Source organism: Microcystis ichthyoblabe FBCC-A1114 (assembly GCF_050500245.1).
GTDB lineage: Bacteria > Cyanobacteriota > Cyanobacteriia > Cyanobacteriales > Microcystaceae > Microcystis > Microcystis ichthyoblabe_A.
Window position 1 is genome coordinate 1,049,378 of sequence record NZ_CP191408.1, and the last position, 17,213, is coordinate 1,066,590.

The window sequence follows — 17,213 nt, forward strand, 5'->3', positions numbered from 1 at the left end:
AGGGATTACTATCGCCTCTGCTGGGATGATTATAGCGATTTCAGAGCAGTCGCACACAATTCTTAACATTTTTGGACTTTGGACAAAGAAAAAAAGATTTGCGTAAAATTTACGGGTTCTCCTAGACTGGTTATGGCAAATTAGTAGTTTCAATGAGCCTAAACCCTTAAATAGACTAGGATCGAACAAAGCAAAAAGCTTTTTTATTAAAATTGCTTTTTTTAATTCTGGTGAGCCTTACTTGGCAAAGCTTGTGTGGACTATTTTCTGCTAAAATATCATAGCTACTCTAGAAGAGCCCTTTTACGCAAATCTAATTGGAGACAATATCTCCTCTTTCTCAGCGCGTAAAAAAGCTGAAAAATAGCGGTTCTTAGGAGCGTTTTGCCATAACCAATATTGATTCCGCACCATTGTCATCTGATTCGTTATCAAACAAAGCAAAATCAAAAAACAAAGCTGGTATTATAAACTATAAGCCAACGAACTGATTTTTCCAACAGCAACTGATAGTAACAAAAAAAGTAGGATTTTAATTGGTGTAACTTTTACGCCAATTAGGTTTTATTTTGTCCAAAGTTTAATAACATTTAGTTCGTAGAAATATTAAGACAACCAAGAACAGTTTCCAGATAGTGATTATTCCAACCAGCAGTAAGTCGCTTGTTCTCAATGCCTACCCTGGCAGTCTTTTCTTGGGACAATAAATTTACGCCAATATGACGTATGACAGCTATATTTTCATAAATAAGAACCGAATTTAGGACAACAAGATGTTGAAGTTTATTAATTTTTTGTCAGAAGAAAATGTTCTGAATCTCCATCATAATTTAACCAAAGTTTAATTATACAAGAGAAGATATTGATAAAAATAGCAATCATAAAAAGCAAATCTTTAACATTTATCAAGCAATTATTTTTATTAGTAAATATTCTACACAACTCAGGCTAGATAAGCAAGAGAGCTACGCCACTACTACCGAATCACTACCCGACAAAACTTGAAACTGTGACTAATAGCCACTGTTTAATTCTAGGGATTACCTGAAAAAAATACTTTCCAACCAGCAGTAGCGATCGCACTTGCCAAAAGAATAATTAATGTCCAAACCTGATTTTTTTGGGTTCCTTCCACTGATTTTAGGCGATTATCGATGCCCTCAACCTTTTCAGTTAACTTTGCCTGTCCCACCTCTAGCTTATTTAATCGTTCGTCGAGTTTGTCAAATTTTTGGTTAAAATCTTTTTGGAGACTTTCAAATTTTTGGTTAAAATCTTTTTGGAGACTTTCAAATTTTTGGTTAAAATCTTTTTGGAGACTTTCAAATTTTTGGTCAACATCTTTTTGGAAACTGTCAAATTTTTGGTTAACATCTTTTTGGAGATTGTCAATTTTCCCCTCAATCCTTGTCAAAACAGCTTCTAGGGAATAGGTAACGGTTTCGTTAGACATAGTATCAACTCCCATTAGATATATTTTCTCGGTCCGCTATCGGAGACTATTTTAAGACTAAACCAGTTCACCGCTTTCTTGCAAAGAGTGGAGACGTTGATAGATTCCCTGCTGATTTAATAATTGATCATGGCTACCGATCTCGACAATACGACCATTATCCAAGACGACAATTTGATCCGCTTCTCGAACGGTACTGAGACGGTGGGCGATAATAATTGTGGTGCGAGTGCCTAAAATGGATTTCATGGCTAGTTGAATGGCTCTTTCTGACTCATAATCTAAGCTAGAAGTGGCCTCATCAAAAACTAACACATCTGGATCGACAATTAAAGCTCTAGCAATTCCTAAACGCTGTCTTTGTCCCCCCGAAAGACGCACGCCCCTTTCCCCTACAATAGTGGAATAACCATTAGGTAATTCATGAATAAATTCATCGACACGGGCAATTTTACAGGCTTCTGCTACCTTCTCGAAGCTAATATTAGGATTACCGTAGGTGAGATTTTCTAACACCGTACCATTAAACACATCTACTTCTTGATGGACAATCGCTAACCGTCGCCGATACCAAGTCACATCTAAGCGACGAATATCCTCGCCATCCATCATAATTTGCCCTTGATTCGGTTCAAAATAGCGGAAAAGTAACTTAACTAAAGTGGATTTTCCTGAACCCGATTTTCCGACTAATGCCACGGTTTGATAGGGTTCAATCAGCAGATTAATATCCTTGAGAATGGTTCTTTCTGGACTATAGCCAAAGCTAAGATTACTTAATTCTACTTTCCCCGTAAAATGATAGGGATTATGTTGGGCATGATCGGCTAAAAGACTACCGGCATCAGTGCCACTGGGTAAGTTGATAAATTCGTTTAGACGTGCCATAGAAGCATAGCGACGGGCAAAAGTTTCTGCCATTTGGGATAGGGGATCTAATTCCGCATAGGCCATACTAGCGAGGGTATAGGTGGTGATAAAATGCCCGATCGAGATTTTCTGTTGAACGGTGGCTAGGAGAGTAAAGAAAAATACTCCAAATAAACTAGCTTGGACGAGGGTTTTTTCCCAAGTAATTAAGTCCACATAACCCTTATGAATGCGATAGATAACGTAGGTAAATTCTCTCTCTAAACGCTGTTTCTGACGATATAACTCCTGTCCTTCTGTGGCAAAAGCTTTGACAGTTTTGATATTAGTAATAATCTCAGAATTGCGACTTTGGGTATTTTCGATATGCCGATCAAGAATTCTTTCTTTTTGCATTAAATCTTTTAAATCTCTCACAATAAAAGCTAGAATTAATACAAAAAAAATAACAAAAGCGAGGGCGATCTGCCATTGAATTACCCAAATAACAATAAAGATACCCAAAACTCTAAACAGTTTTGGGATCATCATTCCCGCCACTTCGGGATAAGTCCAAGTATGACTTTCTATCCCTTTGGCGATCCGGTTAGCGATGCGTCCCGGATTATTTTCATCGTAAAAAGATAGAGGTAAGGTGAGAATTTTGGCAATAATTTTTTTGAGATGATCTCGTCGCGCTCTTAAGGATATTTCCCAGTGAAACCATGCACCCAGCCAAGGCTGAATTGGTGCTTTAATTACTGTAGTTAGGAAAATTAAGCCTAATAATACCGCCAAACTAACCCACTTTTCTGAGGCAAAGGGAGTTAAAATCATGGTGCGATCGACCAAAGATTGTACGAATCCATCTAAAGGTTGATCGGAAAGAACATTAAGAATCTGTCCGACAGCGTAGGGAACCATCAGATCGATAATTTCAAAGACACTGGAGGCAGCAATGCTCAAAAAGGCGGCTTTTTGATAATTGCGATAGTAACTGAGAATATCGCGTAAGGAAGCCATAACATCAAGTAAATTGCCAATTTTTAACTTCTATCTGATAACTGCTAACTGAAAAGACTAAAGGCACTTTTGGGATTGTTTTTCTGGAGTTACCATTATACTACAATACTACAAAAATCTGCCGACCTAGAAATTTATAGGACAAAAGCCTTGTCATAGTCTTGTATTCTCAATCAGCTATTAGTCAGGAGACGATGCCAGATCAGCTTATATTTCATCCTTGGCAAAAGCACCACATATCAATTTATCGGAAATTTTGGCGAATATTATCACAAAAATTAATAAATTTCTGAAAGGTTTTTAATTGTTCAGTTTTATCGATACGCTTTTTTAATTGATTAAGATAGTATTGTTCTTGAGCTACCCCAGGGAGTTTTTTAGAATAAGACAAACCTTTAGCTTTAAAAATAGACTTTAGATAAGCAAAATGAAAATCGGCATGATTTCTGCAATTAAATCTACCCATTAGTTCGGGATCATTTTCGTAAACATCATAGTGTTGAACATAATCAGCTAAAAGTCCCTGTAAAGGTTGTTTAGGATTAAATATTGTGCGATTGCCTAATAGCCATGTTTCAAGACAGCGATTTTGAATAATGATCACGATTTCAAGTTGTGCGGGGATAGTAATATTTTTGGTGATAAAGTCATTAACATATTGTTCTCTTTCTTCGACAGTATCCTCATCAGCATCGAGACAGATGACTAGATAGTTATATTTGGATACTTCTTGAATTTTATCGATGGCGTTAGGAATTCCATCATTAAGTATCGAGGGGTAGCCATTACTACTAATCAGAAAGTAATTGTTGTGATTGACTTGATCGTAAAAATCAACTCGCTTAAATTCGGGGATAAGATAAGTTAACCAGGCAGTATAAAGCTTTTTTTCGGTACTTCTTCCTTCAACTAAAAAATAAATATTCATCGATTAACTAATTCCTTGGGGAAATTCTTCTAGGACATTGATAAGATCAATAAAGGCTTTTTGTCGAGTTTTAGAAATATGAAAATCAGCCGCATTGTGTACCTGAATTACTCCTCCTTTACGAGTGACTATTTTCCAATAGGCAGGACTGATATTATTAATTATATAGGGATGATGACTGGTAATAATAAACTGTAAATCTCGATAATTAACTAATAAATCTTCTGTTAAAGTGTCCAAACAGTTAACTCCCAAACTATTTTCAAATTCATCGATTAATATAACACTGCCATCAGGAGATAATTCGATCGTTGCTAAGAACATCAGGCTTTTTATCATTCCAGAGGAGATATTTGGTTCTACAATCCAGACATGAGAGTTTTTTTCTTTTATTTGTATGCGAGGTAGCTCTTCAAGTAAACCAATTCTAGTTAATGAAACAAGCAGATCACCTAGTTCGGATGGTTCTAAAAATTCTATTTTTAAATCTTCAACTTGAGGAAAAATATCTAAAAACTTTCTCTTTATTATCTCGAACGTATCGGGATATTTTTGATATGTGATCAGTAGTTTGTCAGAAATAGGAAGTTGACTCGATTGTAATTCAGAGAGAGAGTTATATTTGGCATATTCGTCGTTTTCCAAGATTTTATCAACTGCTGAATATGAGATATTAAACTTAAGTGGATTGAAAATCATTTTGTTAAATTCCTGTCGAACAGGGAAAACATCTTCTTCTTGATTGAAAAGCTCTATACAGCTTAAATAAGATGGTAGTTTTGGTGTCTTTGAATGTTTAAACTCAATTACCTCTTGATTTCTTGCGATCAAAACCTCTTGATCTTTTAAAAGAGTTTCACTAATTATACTAACCCTATTTTCGCCGTCATTACCATTGACTTCATCTTCTTCAATCTTGATGAGAGAACGCGCTTTTTTTACCTCAAATTCACCCAACCAATGATAACGAACATTATCATTGGTTAAAAGTTCCACATCCCATTTCACCCCATTTATGGATGCACCGTTAGCGATTCTTTTTAAATTACTAATAGCCTTTAAAATCGAGGTTTTTCCTGCACCTGAGATACCAACTAATAAATTCAAATCTGGAAAAAATTTGCAAGAATCTATACTTAATCCAGAGGATAAATCTTGATAGGATAATCTCAAAAGTTTCATAATAATTCCCCACTGCTAAAACTAAAAAGGGTGAGTTAATTCTCACCCCAAGATTTTACTGAGGATCGAGTTTTAGGACTGCCATAAATGCCTCTTGCGGGACATCAACAGTTCCGATCGCTTTCATCCGTTTTTTCCCTTTTGCTTGCTTGTCTAACAGCTTTTTCTTGCGGCTAATATCACCACCATAACACTTAGCTAAGACATCCTTTCTTAAAGCGGGAATATGTTCACTAGCGATAATTTTAGAACCAATAGCTGCTTGAATGGGAACCTTGAATTGATGCCGGGGAATCAATTCTTTTAACTTTTCGGTTAACGCACGACCAACATAATAAGCTTTATCCCGGTGAACGATCATCGCTAAAGCATCAACGGGATCACCATTGACCATAATATCTAATTTAACTAGCTCATTTTCCCGATAGCCAATTAATTGATATTCCATACTAGCGTAACCGCGCGATCGAGATTTTAATTGATCAAAAAAGTCCGTCACCACTTCCGCTAAAGGTAACTCATAAATCAAAGCGGTGCGAGTTTTAGTAAAATAACGCATATCCTTGAAAACTCCCCGACGACTTTGACATAATTCCATCAAAGCACCTACATAGGTTTCCGGAGTAATCATTTCCACTTGGATATAAGGTTCCTCAATTTTTTCCCGTTTTTGTGGGGAAGGTAACAAACTGGGATTATCCACTTCGACAATTTCCCCATCGGTAGTAGTTACCTGATAAACTACCGAGGGAGCAGTGGTAATTAAATCTAAGTTATATTCCCTTTCTAGTCTTTCCTGGACGATTTCCATGTGTAGCAGTCCCAAGAAACCGCAACGGAAACCAAAACCCATGGCGCTAGAAGTTTCCGGTTCGTAGGATAGAGCTGCATCGTTTAATTTTAACTTTTCCAGGGCATCTTTGAGATCGGCATACTGATCAGCATCGGTGGGGAATAATCCGCAGAAAACCATCGGTTTTGCTTCTGTATAACCGGGTAAAGGCTCTTTTGCCGGTTTAGTGGTTAGAGTAATCGTATCACCCACCCGGGCATCAGCGACGGTTTTAATTGCGGCTGCCAGATAACCCACTTCTCCCGCGTGCAGTTCATTTACTTGTACCTGTTGCGGTGATAAAATTCCCAATTCATCGATCACAAATTCTTTACCGGAAGCCATAAAACGAATTTTATCGCCCTTTTTCACCCGACCATCCATAACGCGGAAATAGACAATTACTCCTCGATAAGCGTCGTAATAACTATCAAAAATTAAAGCTCGGAATGGTTCTTCGAGGGTATCTTGGGGAGGGGGAACTAATTGGACGATCGACTCTAGAATATCATTAATACCGATCCCAGCCTTAGCCGAGGCCCGAATCGCCTCACTACAGTCTAAACCCACCACTTCCTCGATTTCCGCCGCGACTCGTTCCGGTTCGGCACTGGGTAGGTCGATTTTATTTAAAACTGGGATAATTTCGAGGTTATTTTCCAGTGCTAGGTAAACATTGGCTAAAGTTTGCGCCTCTACTCCTTGGGACGCATCCACAACTAATAAAGCTCCCTCGCACGCCGCTAAAGACCGAGAAACCTCGTAGGAAAAATCCACATGGCCGGGGGTATCAATCAGATTAAGAACGTATTTTTGACCATCCTTAGCGGTATAATCCATGCGTGCCGCCTGTAACTTGATGGTGATACCTCGTTCCCGTTCCAAGTCCATATTATCGAGAAATTGTTCTTTCATCTCCCGTTGGGCTACGGTTCCTGTAATTTGCAGGAGGCGATCGGCGAGAGTTGATTTACCATGATCGATATGAGCGATGATGGAAAAATTGCGAATGCGAGAAACGGGAACGTCAGTCATCGTGGTTCACTGTTGGCAAAAGTCAGGGGTTTATAAAATTTTAGATTCCTTAATTCATTGTAGAGGTAAAGTCTCTAAGGCTGGAGCAAAAGCGAAAAGTAAAAGGTAAAAAAAGCTAAACTGCAAGTATAGTCAGGGTTTTGACCTTAGCTTTCCCTCTCGGCATCCACAGGAAACTATGGTCAGTTTGAGTATGGGGACAAAATCAGGCAAAGGGCAATGGCTAAGGAAAGGCTCTATGATTTGTCCAAATCGGATTACTATAGATAAACTCTTGGATGAGAATCCTCGACTGACGGGTAGAATGATAGATAGCAATCATTAATAGAGCTTATGAACGACAATGCTACACCGACTCAGCGCACGGCGGAGAAAGTTGAAATCGCTATTCACCTTGACTCGGAAGTTTTAGACCAGATTAAACACCTGACTAACGATCCTAGTCGCATTATCGAAACAGCGATTAAACAGTGGCTAAGAGGAGAGAAACAACCGGATGAGGACTTAACCCGTCATCTTCGACGCAATCCCCCCGTACCACCCAAAGGGGAATGGAATGACTAAGATTTTTCAGTCTCTAATAGGTTATTTCCCGACGGAGAGACTGAAATATTTTCTTAGGTCAAGCATTGATGGTAATTGAGATTTTTTCCCCAACTAAGCTGGTCATACTAGATTCGTTGAGTATAGGCTACATATCAGGACAGGCAAAGGGGGGAATAGATAATCAGTTTTTAATAAACGGATTTAGGATCATTTTGCTTGGGTACTGACAGGAGGAACAAAACTGATGCAGATAGAAATTCAAGGAGCCGATGCTATCAAAGTTGCTCAGGATATCCTAGATATGGAAGGGGTGCAAGGCAGCTACGAAGTTATCTCCGAAGAGGAGAAAGAGGGAACCCTTGCTACCATCGCCACCATCATCGGCATTATTAGCGGAACAATCACCATCGCTGAGAAATTTTACCAATTAAAGCGAAAAATTGACTCTCCTGAAACCCCGAAAATCGAACGGGTGTTAATTGTCAGCAAAAACGGCGATCGCCTGCTGCTCAAAGATGCTACCCTAGAGCAACTACAAAAACTCTTGGAACAAGAAAAATCATGAAGATACTGCATATTGACCTTCAGGAGAGGGGTAGCAATAGCGTTGAGTTCCGATTTTTCTGGGATAACCCCAACCAGATTGATTTCTACACAAGATCCTTGAGTGAAATAGACAACCTAAGTAAAAAGGCCGACACCGATTACTATACCCGTTTACCGGAAGATCACGCCACAACAGGACAAGGTTTGTACCGATGGTTAGATGGTACGGAGCGCATCCTCCAGAACGAATTAGATAGCCACCGGGGAGAGAAAATAGTTCTAGCTATCAGCACCAGCAAAGGATTAGTCCATCTACCCTGGGAATTATTACACGATGGTCAGGGTTTTCTGGTGTCTAAGTATCCCGCTATTGTTCCCCTGCGGTGGATGAAAACCGGTAATGAAAGGCTGTTAACTGTGGACAACAACCCGCAGGATCGAGCCTTAAATGTAGTTTTCATGGCAAGTTCTGCTAAGGGTGTAACGCCTATACTAGACTTTGAGGCAGAAGAAGGGAAGATCCTCAAAGCAACTAGAGGAAAACCCCTATCTTTAACCGTTGAAGAGAGCGGCTGTATTCAAGAATTAGGCGAATTGATAGCCAGTAAAGATAGGGAATATTTCGATGTTATCCACTTGAGCGGACACGCCACCATCAAGGATCAGAAACCCTATTTTATTACCGAGACGGAATACGGAGATAGGCAAGATACCAGCGCCGAAGATATTGCCAGAGAATTACAGTTTAATTTACCCAAGCTTTTGTTTTTATCAGGGTGTCGGACAGGCTACTCCGATGGTGATGAGATCCTTTCGATGGCCGAGAAGTTATTAGAAAATGGGGCTAAAGCTGTTTTGGGGTGGGGTCAACCCGTCAGGGATAACGAAGCTGCTGACACGGCGGCCATCCTCTACGAAAAGCTTTCCCAAGGCTTTACTTTAAGCGAGTCGTTAGCTTTTGCCTATCAGAAATTATTGGGGAATCAGGCGAGGGATTGGCATTGTTTACGCCTTTATGTCCGGGAAAGTATCCCAGAAGCTTTGGTAAAGAGAGGACAGAAAAAACCTTTACCTCCCGTATCCTTTGTTGACCAATTTGTGGACTCAGAAACGAAATATTTGCGGGTAGCCACACGGGAAACTTTTATCGGTCGCCGCCGTGATCTTCAGGATTGCTTGCAAGTGCTGAAAAAACCCTTTGATAATTCTAAAGCAATTCATAAAGCTGGGGTTTTCCTGCAAGGTTTTGGTGGTAACGGGAAAAGTACCCTCGCCGCTCGGTTGTGCGATCGCCTTCCAGACTATACTAAGCTTGTCTGGCATCAACAAATTGATCAAACTAGCTTAGTTGATACCCTAGCTAAAAAATTAGATCGTCCACAACGTCAAATCCTTCGAGATTCTAACGAGGAGCTAGACTATCGCTTAAGGGATGTTTTTGGTCAGTTAAACCAGCCTCTTTTGCTTATTCTTGATGATTTCGAGTGGAACTTGGAATGCCCTTCATCCAGCGATGACTACATCCTTGAAGCAAAGGTAGCTCAACTATTAAAAGCTCTCGTTGAGGCGATACAGGAAACCAAGTACTATCATCGCCTGATTATTACCTCGCGCTATACCTTCAATTCCCGTCTATTAGAGGAATTTTATCATCTGAACTCTTTGCCTTCTCTCAAATACAAAGAGTCCGATTTAGAAAAGAAATTGCGGCGGTTAGAGCATTTTAGTTCGGGTAAGATTGATAAAAACTATATAGAAAGAGCTTTAACCCTTGCTGATGGCAACCCCCGTCTGTTGGAATGGCTCAATAATGAGGTTTTGAGTTCAGGGGATATAGATGCTAAGTTGCAGTCATTTGAGAATGAATCTGATGTTACTTGGCGCGATAAGATAGTCTGGCGGTTAGAAGAAGAACCTCAACTCTTGACGGATGAAGCTCTTGAAAAAGTGGTCAGTAATTGCCTAATCTATGAAATTCCTGTCCCTTTGGCTGCTTTAGAAGCGGTTTGTCAATCGGTTCCCAACTATCAGAAAAAATTACAACAAGCACAAGATAAAGGTTTGATCGAGGTAATCCACAATGAAGATAGAGAAACCCTCTACCGCGCCTCTCACATCAAACATATTAACCCCCATATCGAGCTTCCCAAAGATGCAAGTAAGCTTTCTGATTTAGCGGGAACAGCAGCCAAGGCTTTAACCGAACTTTGGGGGAATAAAGAGAACGAAAACGAGGAAAAATGGGTAGAGATTTTCCGTCTAGCTTTTGCAGAGACAGAAAACCCAGATCGTTTCCGAGAACAATTCGATAAGATGATCTCGGTACCATATAACCAATCAGCTGATAGTGCCTACGAAAAGGAACTGAGAAAACACAGGCAATATCTCAAAGCAAATACAGGGCAAATCTATCAAAAACTAGAGGAATATCTAGAGCAAAAGGATTGGAAAAAAGCCGACTACGAAACCGCTTTCATTATGTATCAGTGGATGGTTATAGAAAATTATGGTGACTTTTATGTGCTTTATACAATGGTATCCTTAGACATAATCGATGAGATTGACCGTCTCTGGATGGACTACAGCGAAGAGAAATTTGGTATCAAGGGACAGGCGAAAATTTACCGTGACCTTGTTGGTGGGACAGGAGAATATAACGATGAAATATGGGATCGTTTTGGCGATCTCGTAGGTTGGAAACAAGAAGAACGATGGTTTAATTTGGACAATATGGAAGTAGCATATCGTACTCCAGAAACCCATTATAATCACTTCCCCGTACTAATGTACTGCCGAGGAGATTTGGGTGGTTGGGACATTTGGAGTCAGGTTTACTGGGGTTTTTATGGGAGGCTGGCTTATCCTGGGAGGAATCTGGGTATTGGATCTCTTCTCTCGCGTCAAGACTTAAAGGACTGTAGCATATAGGGTTACAAGATTTTGTGAACAATTATTAACGAGTAATTTTCCACGAAGCCATGCGGGTTGTGGCTTTTGGATACCTGTCACCGAGGGGTTAACCACCGCTCCGATTTTTTTGTAGTATGGTTCCTACTAGAAAGTTATGAGTGAGAAAATCTTTGTGTTCTTTGTGCCTTTGTGGTTCTTTATTGCCCTTTTTGGTAATCTTCACTGCAAATCATCCCATGTAGAATTATCCGGCAATTTATCGATTAAATTTCTGGCTTTTTGTTTAATGTTTTTTATTTCCATGATGGTTTCCAAAATGACTCCTGACAGTTTACATTATAGCAAGATAGGCTCCTAGAGATGGTGTATTCTAAAACCACCGCTAACGCTCAGAATATCCAAAAAGGCTTTTCCCTCTCGATGTCCTCAACGAAACCTCAACCCGTGATTGGTGTTAGTTGGTGGATAAATGCTGTATATTTACTCTCGTCGCCGCTTAATTCACACGCAGCAGCGCAGAAACTTGCTCAACATTCATTGCTGTATGTAACAATACAGGAGGAGTTTATCTCAGGAGTTCCACGGTGATTAGAGAGCTAGACCGTATTACTGTTAATCCACAAATATGTCTTGGACAGCCAACGATTCGAGGAATGCGTATCACTGTAGGATTTGTTTTGAAACTGTTGGCTAGTCAGTTATCTATTCAGGAAATCTTAGAGGTTTATCCAGAGTTGGAGGAGGAAGATATTCGTCAGGCTCTTAATTATGTAGCTTGGGCTGTATCCGATTATATCGTTAGCTTCACTTCAGCAGCCGTAACGCACCGCTAACTTTAATGATGGTGGGTGATATAATTTAAAATTCTGAGGTAAATCATGCAACTAAAACTAACAAAAATATTCCAGAAAGTTCCCGAAGGCTATATTGGTTTTGTCGAAGAATTGCCAGGAGCTAATACTCAAGGAGAGACTCTAGAAGAAACTAGAAGCAATTTAGAAGAAGCAATTGAGCTAGTTTTAGAAGCTAATCGTATATTAGCTGAAGAGCAACTGCAAGGACAAGAAGTGATTCGAGAGTCTGTTACTTTCTGGGCTGCATGAAACGTATAAACTTAATTCGTCATTTAGAAGCTTATGGCTGTGAATTCTTAAGAGAAGGCGGCAATCATACGATTTATGTAAATCGTGTCAATCAGAAATCTTCAGCCATTCCGCGCCATCGTGAAATCAATGAATTCTTGACGCGGAAAATTTGTCGAGATTTACAAATACCAGAACCATGAGTGCGACTCCTGTTAAGCTGCTGTAGAGTGTAGGGTGCGTGTTTGCGACTACTAATTTGGATAATAAAATAAAACTAACAATCCGCCGTAACGCACCAATTCTATTACTACTAATTAAACATAATCAATTACATTTAATTTACCTGTGTATCATCCCCTGTAAAATTTCTGGCAATTTATCGATTAAATTTCTGGCTTTTTGTTTAATGTTTTTTATTTCCATGATGGTTTCCAAAATGACTCCTGACAGTTTACATTATCAACTATTCATTATTAATTAAAAGGGCGATCGCAAAATTACGCCTTCTTAAAAAAGAGATTAAACACCTTCAGCAAAACCCAAAGGTTGAAACTGAGCATCATTGATAATTTTAACCGTTTCCCCCGACTGCTTAATCACAAACAAACCGCGCCGATAGGCATAGACATCTATCCCCTGATCAATTTCAATGCCTGCCACTGCCCCATAAACCCGAAACTCTCGAAATTGGGGGAAAGCAACCTTAAATCGCTGTAATCGGCTGACAAAATCATCTACATCATCCCTCGACAGTCGAGATTTACATTCCACAGCCACCAACTCGCTCCCATTCACCGCCACAATATCAATCTCCATTGCCGCCCCAGGACGCTTACTTTTCAAGCGACTCATCGTTTGGGTGACATCAATGCCCCGTTCCTGAAATAAACGCACAACCGCAGGCTCTACCATTTCTTCAACGAATCTGCCCCAGCGCGTTGTGAGGTTATTAACGGCTTTGGTCGTTTCTTGTACCTGTTTTTTTAATTCTTCCATCGTGCGATTAGCTTCCTCTCTGCGGCGATCAGCTTCGGCACTGCGGCGATCGGCTTCGGCACTGCGGCGATCAGCTTCCTTTTGAAACTCGGCAAATTGGGCCTCAGTTCTTTCAAATAACTTGTAAATATCGGCGATCGTTACAGCGTCTGACATAGGAAGATTCTTCAAGCTTGAGGAGTCTAGTCCCATTCTAGCGACTTGGCCCAGAAAAAATGTCCCTAGCTTCTCATCCGTGTTTTTTCAATCAATTATTGACTATCAACTAATCAGCGATCGCAGTTCAAGGGGAAGGGGTCAAAGGTCAAAAGGCGATCGCGGTCAATGGATAATAGGCAATTGACAATGGATAATTATCAACCGAAGCTCATGCGGCCATGGGCTACTATTTTGATCATCAGGAAGAAATTGACCTGGAAATCACCCAAGAATGGGATCAGGTACAAATTAGCATAACGCGAATAGCTAAATCACCTTTTTACACCGGGATGAAAGAAGTGACTTTTCCCCCCTTCCCCCGAATGTACCCCGTAACTGATATAAGTAGAGATGTAGGTCTATAACCAAAATTGCCGCATCAGTTCGGTTAGGTGACTGTTTTTCGCTTGTCTAGGAGGGTAGATATGCTCAACGAATTAATTTATGAAGGATTAGGTTTAAGTGCTGTTTTCGGAGGACTATTCCTCTGGTCGCGCTCTAGTCTCGTCAGCAAAAATACCGCCCTTTTAGCTGCACAAGCGCAATTACAGCAAAGTAACTCAGATTTGTTGGTTCAAGTCAAGGGTTTAGACGTGGCGCAATCAGATTTAAAAGACGAAAATCAGCAGCTGCACGCCAAAATAATTTACATAGAACAACATTCCGCCCAATTACAGCACAAAGCTACGGATTTAGAAAATTCTCTCCAGTCCCTCCAGCAAGCTATCCAGATAGGTGAGAGTGAAATCGAACAACTGAAAACCACCGCTAAGGACATAGAAGCGGAGAAAGCTGGTTTGATGGAGCAGTTAGAGGCAGAAAAAGCCCAAATTACTAGCCTAGAAGCACAGATTCAAACTTTAGAGCAGCAAAAAGGCGAAATTAACCGTCAATTTGATTTGACCAAAAAACAGACCACCTCTCTCTATAGTCAAATTCAGACCCTAGAACAGGATAAAACTCTCTTACAGCAAGATATAGAAAAAGCCGAGGAATTAAGGGCGAAAGTGGCCGATTTAGAGCATAAAAACCAAGAATTAAGCGATTTAGCTGCTCAAATTCCCAGCTTGCAAGGTCAAATTCAAACCCTAGAACAGAATCTGGCTCACCAAACAGAACAGTATGAGCGAGGACAGCAAGAAATAGCCAGCTTACAGGATCAAATTACTGGGTTAGAGCAGCAAAAAAAGTCTCTCAGCGAAGATTTAGCCGCAAGTCAAACTCGATCGCTCTCTTTAGGGCAAGAATGCGACAATTTAACTATAAAACTGCAAGAAACCGTCGCTCAAGTGACCGCCATAACCGCCGAAAAGGACAGTCTCGGCGCTCATCTCGAAGCAGCTAAACTGGAGTTACAAGCTTTAGAAGTCCAGAAAGGGGAATTATCGGCAGAATTAACCACTGCTGCCGAAAAAATTGGTGATTTAAAAGGTGAATTACAGGAATTAACCCAGTTACCGCCACAATTGGCTGATTCTCAGGCAAAAATTGCTGATTTAAAAGGTGAATTACAGGAATTAACCCAGTTACCCCAACAGCTAGAAACCTATCGGGAAAACATTTCTAATTTAGAGATTCAACTACACCAGTTAAGTGCCGAAAAAGACCAATTAGAAACCACAACTTCCCGTCATATCGAGGAATTAAGCCAACAAAATCGCCAACTAACTCAAGATTTAGAAGCCCAAAAAACGGCAGCTAAAGCTTTAGAAAAGGAAAAAATTAAGTTTGAGGGTGAGTTAGCAACTAAGCAAGCAGAAATCGCCGCTTTAGAGGTTAAAATTCAAAACCTACAGCAAGAAAGAGACTATTTCTCTCGACAAACTGCTCCCATTATTACTAATGAACCAGAAGCAATTATTAGTGAAACTCTGGTAGTAGCAGAACCAGAAACCCCCCCGGTGATTGCCAAGGAAACTCCGGTAGTAGCAGCAGAAAAAATCCCGGTTGCCGACACAAGTTTAGAAGTGCAACCAGCAGCAAAGATAGTCCAAAAGAGTCAAGAATCCGCAGAAAATCCCCTAAGGGGAAAAAGCGTAGTTATACTAGGAACCTTCAGCAAAATCAGTCGCGAGAAAGCGAAATCATTGATTATTAATGTCGGTGGTACTGTTACCGGTTCCCCCAGTGCGAACACTGATTATATTCTCCTCGGTAAAGCTCCCGGTGAGAAACTCAAAAAGGCTCAAAAATTAGGCATTAAAACCCTTTCAGAAGCCCAATTTCTGCAAATGGTAGAATCCTAAATCAGTTATCAGTAATCAGTTATCAGTAATCAGTTATCAGTAATCAGTAAACAGTAATCAGTTCACTGTTTACTGATTACTGTTCACTGAAAATACACCCCACACCCCACACCTCCCTTTCCCTTAATTACCAAAATTATGAGTCAAAAAATTGCCTTTTTAGGATTAGGAGTAATGGGAGCGCCGATGACGGTTAATCTTGTCCGTCAGGGTTTTGCTGTTAATGCTTGGAATCGCAGCCCAGAAGCGCCGGGGATAATCATTGCCAGGGCATCAGGTGCGAACATTTGTTCTAGTATCGCCGCCGCCGTCAGGGATGCCGAGATTGTCTTTACCTGCGTCGGAGATGTGCCTGACGTGGAAGCGGTAATTTTAGGACCGGGGGGTGTCATGGAATCGGCAGCGGTGGGAACTCTGGTGGTGGATATGAGTACCATTGGCTCTCAAGCCGCTAGGATGATTGGTAAAAAGCTAGAGGAAAATAATCTCCGTTTTCTCGATGCTCCCGTCTCTGGGGGCGATATTGGGGCGAAAAACGGCACTTTAACCATTATGGTGGGGGGGAAAGAAGCGGATTTTCAGACTTGTTTGCCCTGTTTTCAAGCCATGGGCAAAACTATTCGCTGGTGTGGCGAAATCGGCAACGGACAAGCGGTAAAACTCTGTAATCAAGTCTTGGGGGCGGTTCACATGGTGGCGCTGTGTGAGGCTCTAAAAATGGCAAAAATTCAAGGATTAGACCCCAATTTAGTCATAGAAGTCTGTAAAACGGGGGCGGCGGGTTCTTGGGCTTTGGAAAATTTGGGACCAAAAATCCTCGCCCAAGATTTACAGCCAGCTTTTATGATTGAACATATCTTAAAAGATTTGCGATTAGTCAAAGAAACTGCCCAGACAGCCGGGGAAATTCTGCCTGGGACAGATTTAGCAGAAGCTTTATTTAAAGTAGTAGCGGAATTGGACGAAGGTAAGGGAATTAAACAGGGAACCCAAGCGATGATTCGCGCCTACGATTAAGCATTTTGTTGGCGATAAATATCATCGGTACGGGCAGCCATGATGAAATCATTTTGATGTAATCCCCCCACGTCATGGGTCCACCAAGAAACGGTAACTTTACCCCATTCTGTCAATAAAGCTGGGTGATGGCCTTCTTTTTCCGCCGCTTCTCCCACGGCATTAGTAAAGGCGATTGCCCCTTGAAAATTGGCAAATTTATAGAGTTTTTGCAGACGGGGAATACCCTCGTATTCTAAGAGATTCCAATCGGGAATTTTAGCCTGTAAAGCGGTAATTTCCTCGGCAGTGATAGGAGAAGAACCCGATTGATAAGGTTGACATTTTTGTTGAGCAAGTTCGGTCATAGGGGTATCAATCTAGATTT

15 protein-coding genes are annotated in these 17,213 nt (G+C 40.6%); 8 read left to right on the forward strand and 7 right to left on the reverse strand.

Translation table 11 applies throughout. The features are described from left to right. Nucleotides 1-1,033: 1,033 nt before the first annotated feature. From ACQY1Y_RS05110 to lepA, 5 genes are all read right to left on the reverse strand, one after another. Nucleotides 1,034-1,453 (reverse strand): hypothetical protein, encoded by a 420-nt coding sequence (locus tag ACQY1Y_RS05110; RefSeq protein ID WP_002734645.1) that lies wholly within the window; start codon nt 1,451-1,453, stop codon nt 1,034-1,036. Between the two features lie 57 nt (nt 1,454-1,510). Beyond that, the gene (locus ACQY1Y_RS05115; protein WP_430014104.1) at nt 1,511-3,325 is read right to left on the reverse strand and encodes an ABC transporter ATP-binding protein; all 1,815 of its coding nucleotides are present in this window, start codon (nt 3,323-3,325) and stop codon (nt 1,511-1,513) included. A 244-nt stretch (nt 3,326-3,569) separates the two neighbouring features. Further along, nucleotides 3,570-4,253, reverse strand: coding sequence for a hypothetical protein (locus tag ACQY1Y_RS05120; RefSeq protein WP_430014105.1), 684 nt, complete (start codon nt 4,251-4,253; stop codon nt 3,570-3,572). 3 nt (nt 4,254-4,256) lie between these two features. Beyond that, nucleotides 4,257-5,435: an AAA family ATPase gene (locus ACQY1Y_RS05125; RefSeq protein WP_430014106.1), complete on the reverse strand. Its 1,179-nt coding sequence runs from the start codon at nt 5,433-5,435 to the stop codon at nt 4,257-4,259. A 55-nt stretch (nt 5,436-5,490) separates the two neighbouring features. Further along, nucleotides 5,491-7,302 (reverse strand): translation elongation factor 4, encoded by a 1,812-nt coding sequence (gene lepA, locus ACQY1Y_RS05130; protein ID WP_287693303.1) that lies wholly within the window; start codon nt 7,300-7,302, stop codon nt 5,491-5,493. 333 nt (nt 7,303-7,635) lie between these two features. On the opposite strand from lepA, the gene ACQY1Y_RS05135 reads away from it, so the two are divergent. From ACQY1Y_RS05135 to ACQY1Y_RS05160, 6 genes are all read left to right on the forward strand, one after another. Further along, a complete protein-coding gene (locus ACQY1Y_RS05135; protein WP_002732463.1) occupies nt 7,636-7,866 on the forward strand; it encodes a type II toxin-antitoxin system CcdA family antitoxin in 231 nt (76 codons plus the stop codon). 226 nt (nt 7,867-8,092) lie between these two features. Beyond that, entirely contained in the window at nt 8,093-8,413 is a 321-nt protein-coding gene (locus ACQY1Y_RS05140; RefSeq protein ID WP_430014107.1) for a hypothetical protein, read from the forward strand. Beyond that, complete coding sequence (locus ACQY1Y_RS05145) at nt 8,410-11,322, forward strand: CHAT domain-containing protein (RefSeq protein ID WP_430014108.1); 2,913 nt, start codon at nt 8,410-8,412, stop codon at nt 11,320-11,322. Before ACQY1Y_RS05140 ends, ACQY1Y_RS05145 begins: the two co-directional genes overlap by 4 nt. Before the next feature lie 566 nt (nt 11,323-11,888). After that, the gene (locus tag ACQY1Y_RS05150) at nt 11,889-12,137 is read left to right on the forward strand and encodes a DUF433 domain-containing protein (RefSeq protein ID WP_430014109.1); all 249 of its coding nucleotides are present in this window, start codon (nt 11,889-11,891) and stop codon (nt 12,135-12,137) included. Nucleotides 12,138-12,182: 45 nt separating this feature from the next. Further along, complete coding sequence (locus ACQY1Y_RS05155) at nt 12,183-12,407, forward strand: type II toxin-antitoxin system HicB family antitoxin (protein ID WP_002734968.1); 225 nt, start codon at nt 12,183-12,185, stop codon at nt 12,405-12,407. Continuing rightward, nucleotides 12,404-12,589 carry a type II toxin-antitoxin system HicA family toxin gene (locus ACQY1Y_RS05160; RefSeq protein ID WP_002735013.1) on the forward strand — a complete coding sequence of 62 codons (186 nt, stop codon included), beginning with the start codon at nt 12,404-12,406 and terminating at the stop codon, nt 12,587-12,589. The genes ACQY1Y_RS05155 and ACQY1Y_RS05160 overlap by 4 nt, the downstream gene beginning before the upstream one ends. Before the next feature lie 319 nt (nt 12,590-12,908). Here the strand turns inward: ACQY1Y_RS05160 and ACQY1Y_RS05165 are convergent, their stop codons facing one another. Continuing rightward, nucleotides 12,909-13,541, reverse strand: coding sequence for a DUF3782 domain-containing protein (locus tag ACQY1Y_RS05165; RefSeq protein ID WP_123230167.1), 633 nt, complete (start codon nt 13,539-13,541; stop codon nt 12,909-12,911). 467 nt (nt 13,542-14,008) lie between these two features. Here ACQY1Y_RS05165 and ACQY1Y_RS05170 point away from each other — a divergent pair, with 467 nt between their 5' ends. Next, on the forward strand, nt 14,009-15,829 hold the full coding sequence (locus ACQY1Y_RS05170) for a BRCT domain-containing protein (protein WP_430014110.1): 1,821 nt from the start codon (nt 14,009-14,011) through the stop codon (nt 15,827-15,829). Nucleotides 15,830-15,967: 138 nt separating this feature from the next. Beyond that, entirely contained in the window at nt 15,968-16,846 is an 879-nt protein-coding gene (locus ACQY1Y_RS05175) for an NAD(P)-dependent oxidoreductase (RefSeq protein WP_430014111.1), read from the forward strand. Here ACQY1Y_RS05175 and ACQY1Y_RS05180 read toward each other — a convergent pair. Beyond that, nucleotides 16,843-17,193: a 4a-hydroxytetrahydrobiopterin dehydratase gene (locus ACQY1Y_RS05180; protein WP_002744294.1), complete on the reverse strand. Its 351-nt coding sequence runs from the start codon at nt 17,191-17,193 to the stop codon at nt 16,843-16,845. The two genes, ACQY1Y_RS05175 and ACQY1Y_RS05180, sit on opposite strands and share 4 nt — an antisense overlap. Between the last annotated feature and the right edge of the window lie 20 nt (nt 17,194-17,213).

Coding starts and splice junctions, on each gene's coding strand:
- ACQY1Y_RS05180 (WP_002744294.1), bottom strand. CDS start 17,193: ATGACCGAACTTGCTCAACAAAAATGTCAACCTTATCAATCGGGTTCT.
- ACQY1Y_RS05115 (WP_430014104.1), bottom strand. CDS start 3,325: ATGGCTTCCTTACGCGATATTCTCAGTTACTATCGCAATTATCAAAAA.
- ACQY1Y_RS05170 (WP_430014110.1), top strand. CDS start 14,009: ATGCTCAACGAATTAATTTATGAAGGATTAGGTTTAAGTGCTGTTTTC.
- lepA (WP_287693303.1), bottom strand. CDS start 7,302: ATGACTGACGTTCCCGTTTCTCGCATTCGCAATTTTTCCATCATCGCT.
- ACQY1Y_RS05135 (WP_002732463.1), top strand. CDS start 7,636: ATGAACGACAATGCTACACCGACTCAGCGCACGGCGGAGAAAGTTGAA.
- ACQY1Y_RS05145 (WP_430014108.1), top strand. CDS start 8,410: ATGAAGATACTGCATATTGACCTTCAGGAGAGGGGTAGCAATAGCGTT.
- ACQY1Y_RS05160 (WP_002735013.1), top strand. CDS start 12,404: ATGAAACGTATAAACTTAATTCGTCATTTAGAAGCTTATGGCTGTGAA.
- ACQY1Y_RS05140 (WP_430014107.1), top strand. CDS start 8,093: ATGCAGATAGAAATTCAAGGAGCCGATGCTATCAAAGTTGCTCAGGAT.
- ACQY1Y_RS05175 (WP_430014111.1), top strand. CDS start 15,968: ATGAGTCAAAAAATTGCCTTTTTAGGATTAGGAGTAATGGGAGCGCCG.
- ACQY1Y_RS05165 (WP_123230167.1), bottom strand. CDS start 13,541: ATGTCAGACGCTGTAACGATCGCCGATATTTACAAGTTATTTGAAAGA.
- ACQY1Y_RS05110 (WP_002734645.1), bottom strand. CDS start 1,453: ATGTCTAACGAAACCGTTACCTATTCCCTAGAAGCTGTTTTGACAAGG.
- ACQY1Y_RS05155 (WP_002734968.1), top strand. CDS start 12,183: ATGCAACTAAAACTAACAAAAATATTCCAGAAAGTTCCCGAAGGCTAT.
- ACQY1Y_RS05120 (WP_430014105.1), bottom strand. CDS start 4,253: ATGAATATTTATTTTTTAGTTGAAGGAAGAAGTACCGAAAAAAAGCTT.
- ACQY1Y_RS05125 (WP_430014106.1), bottom strand. CDS start 5,435: ATGAAACTTTTGAGATTATCCTATCAAGATTTATCCTCTGGATTAAGT.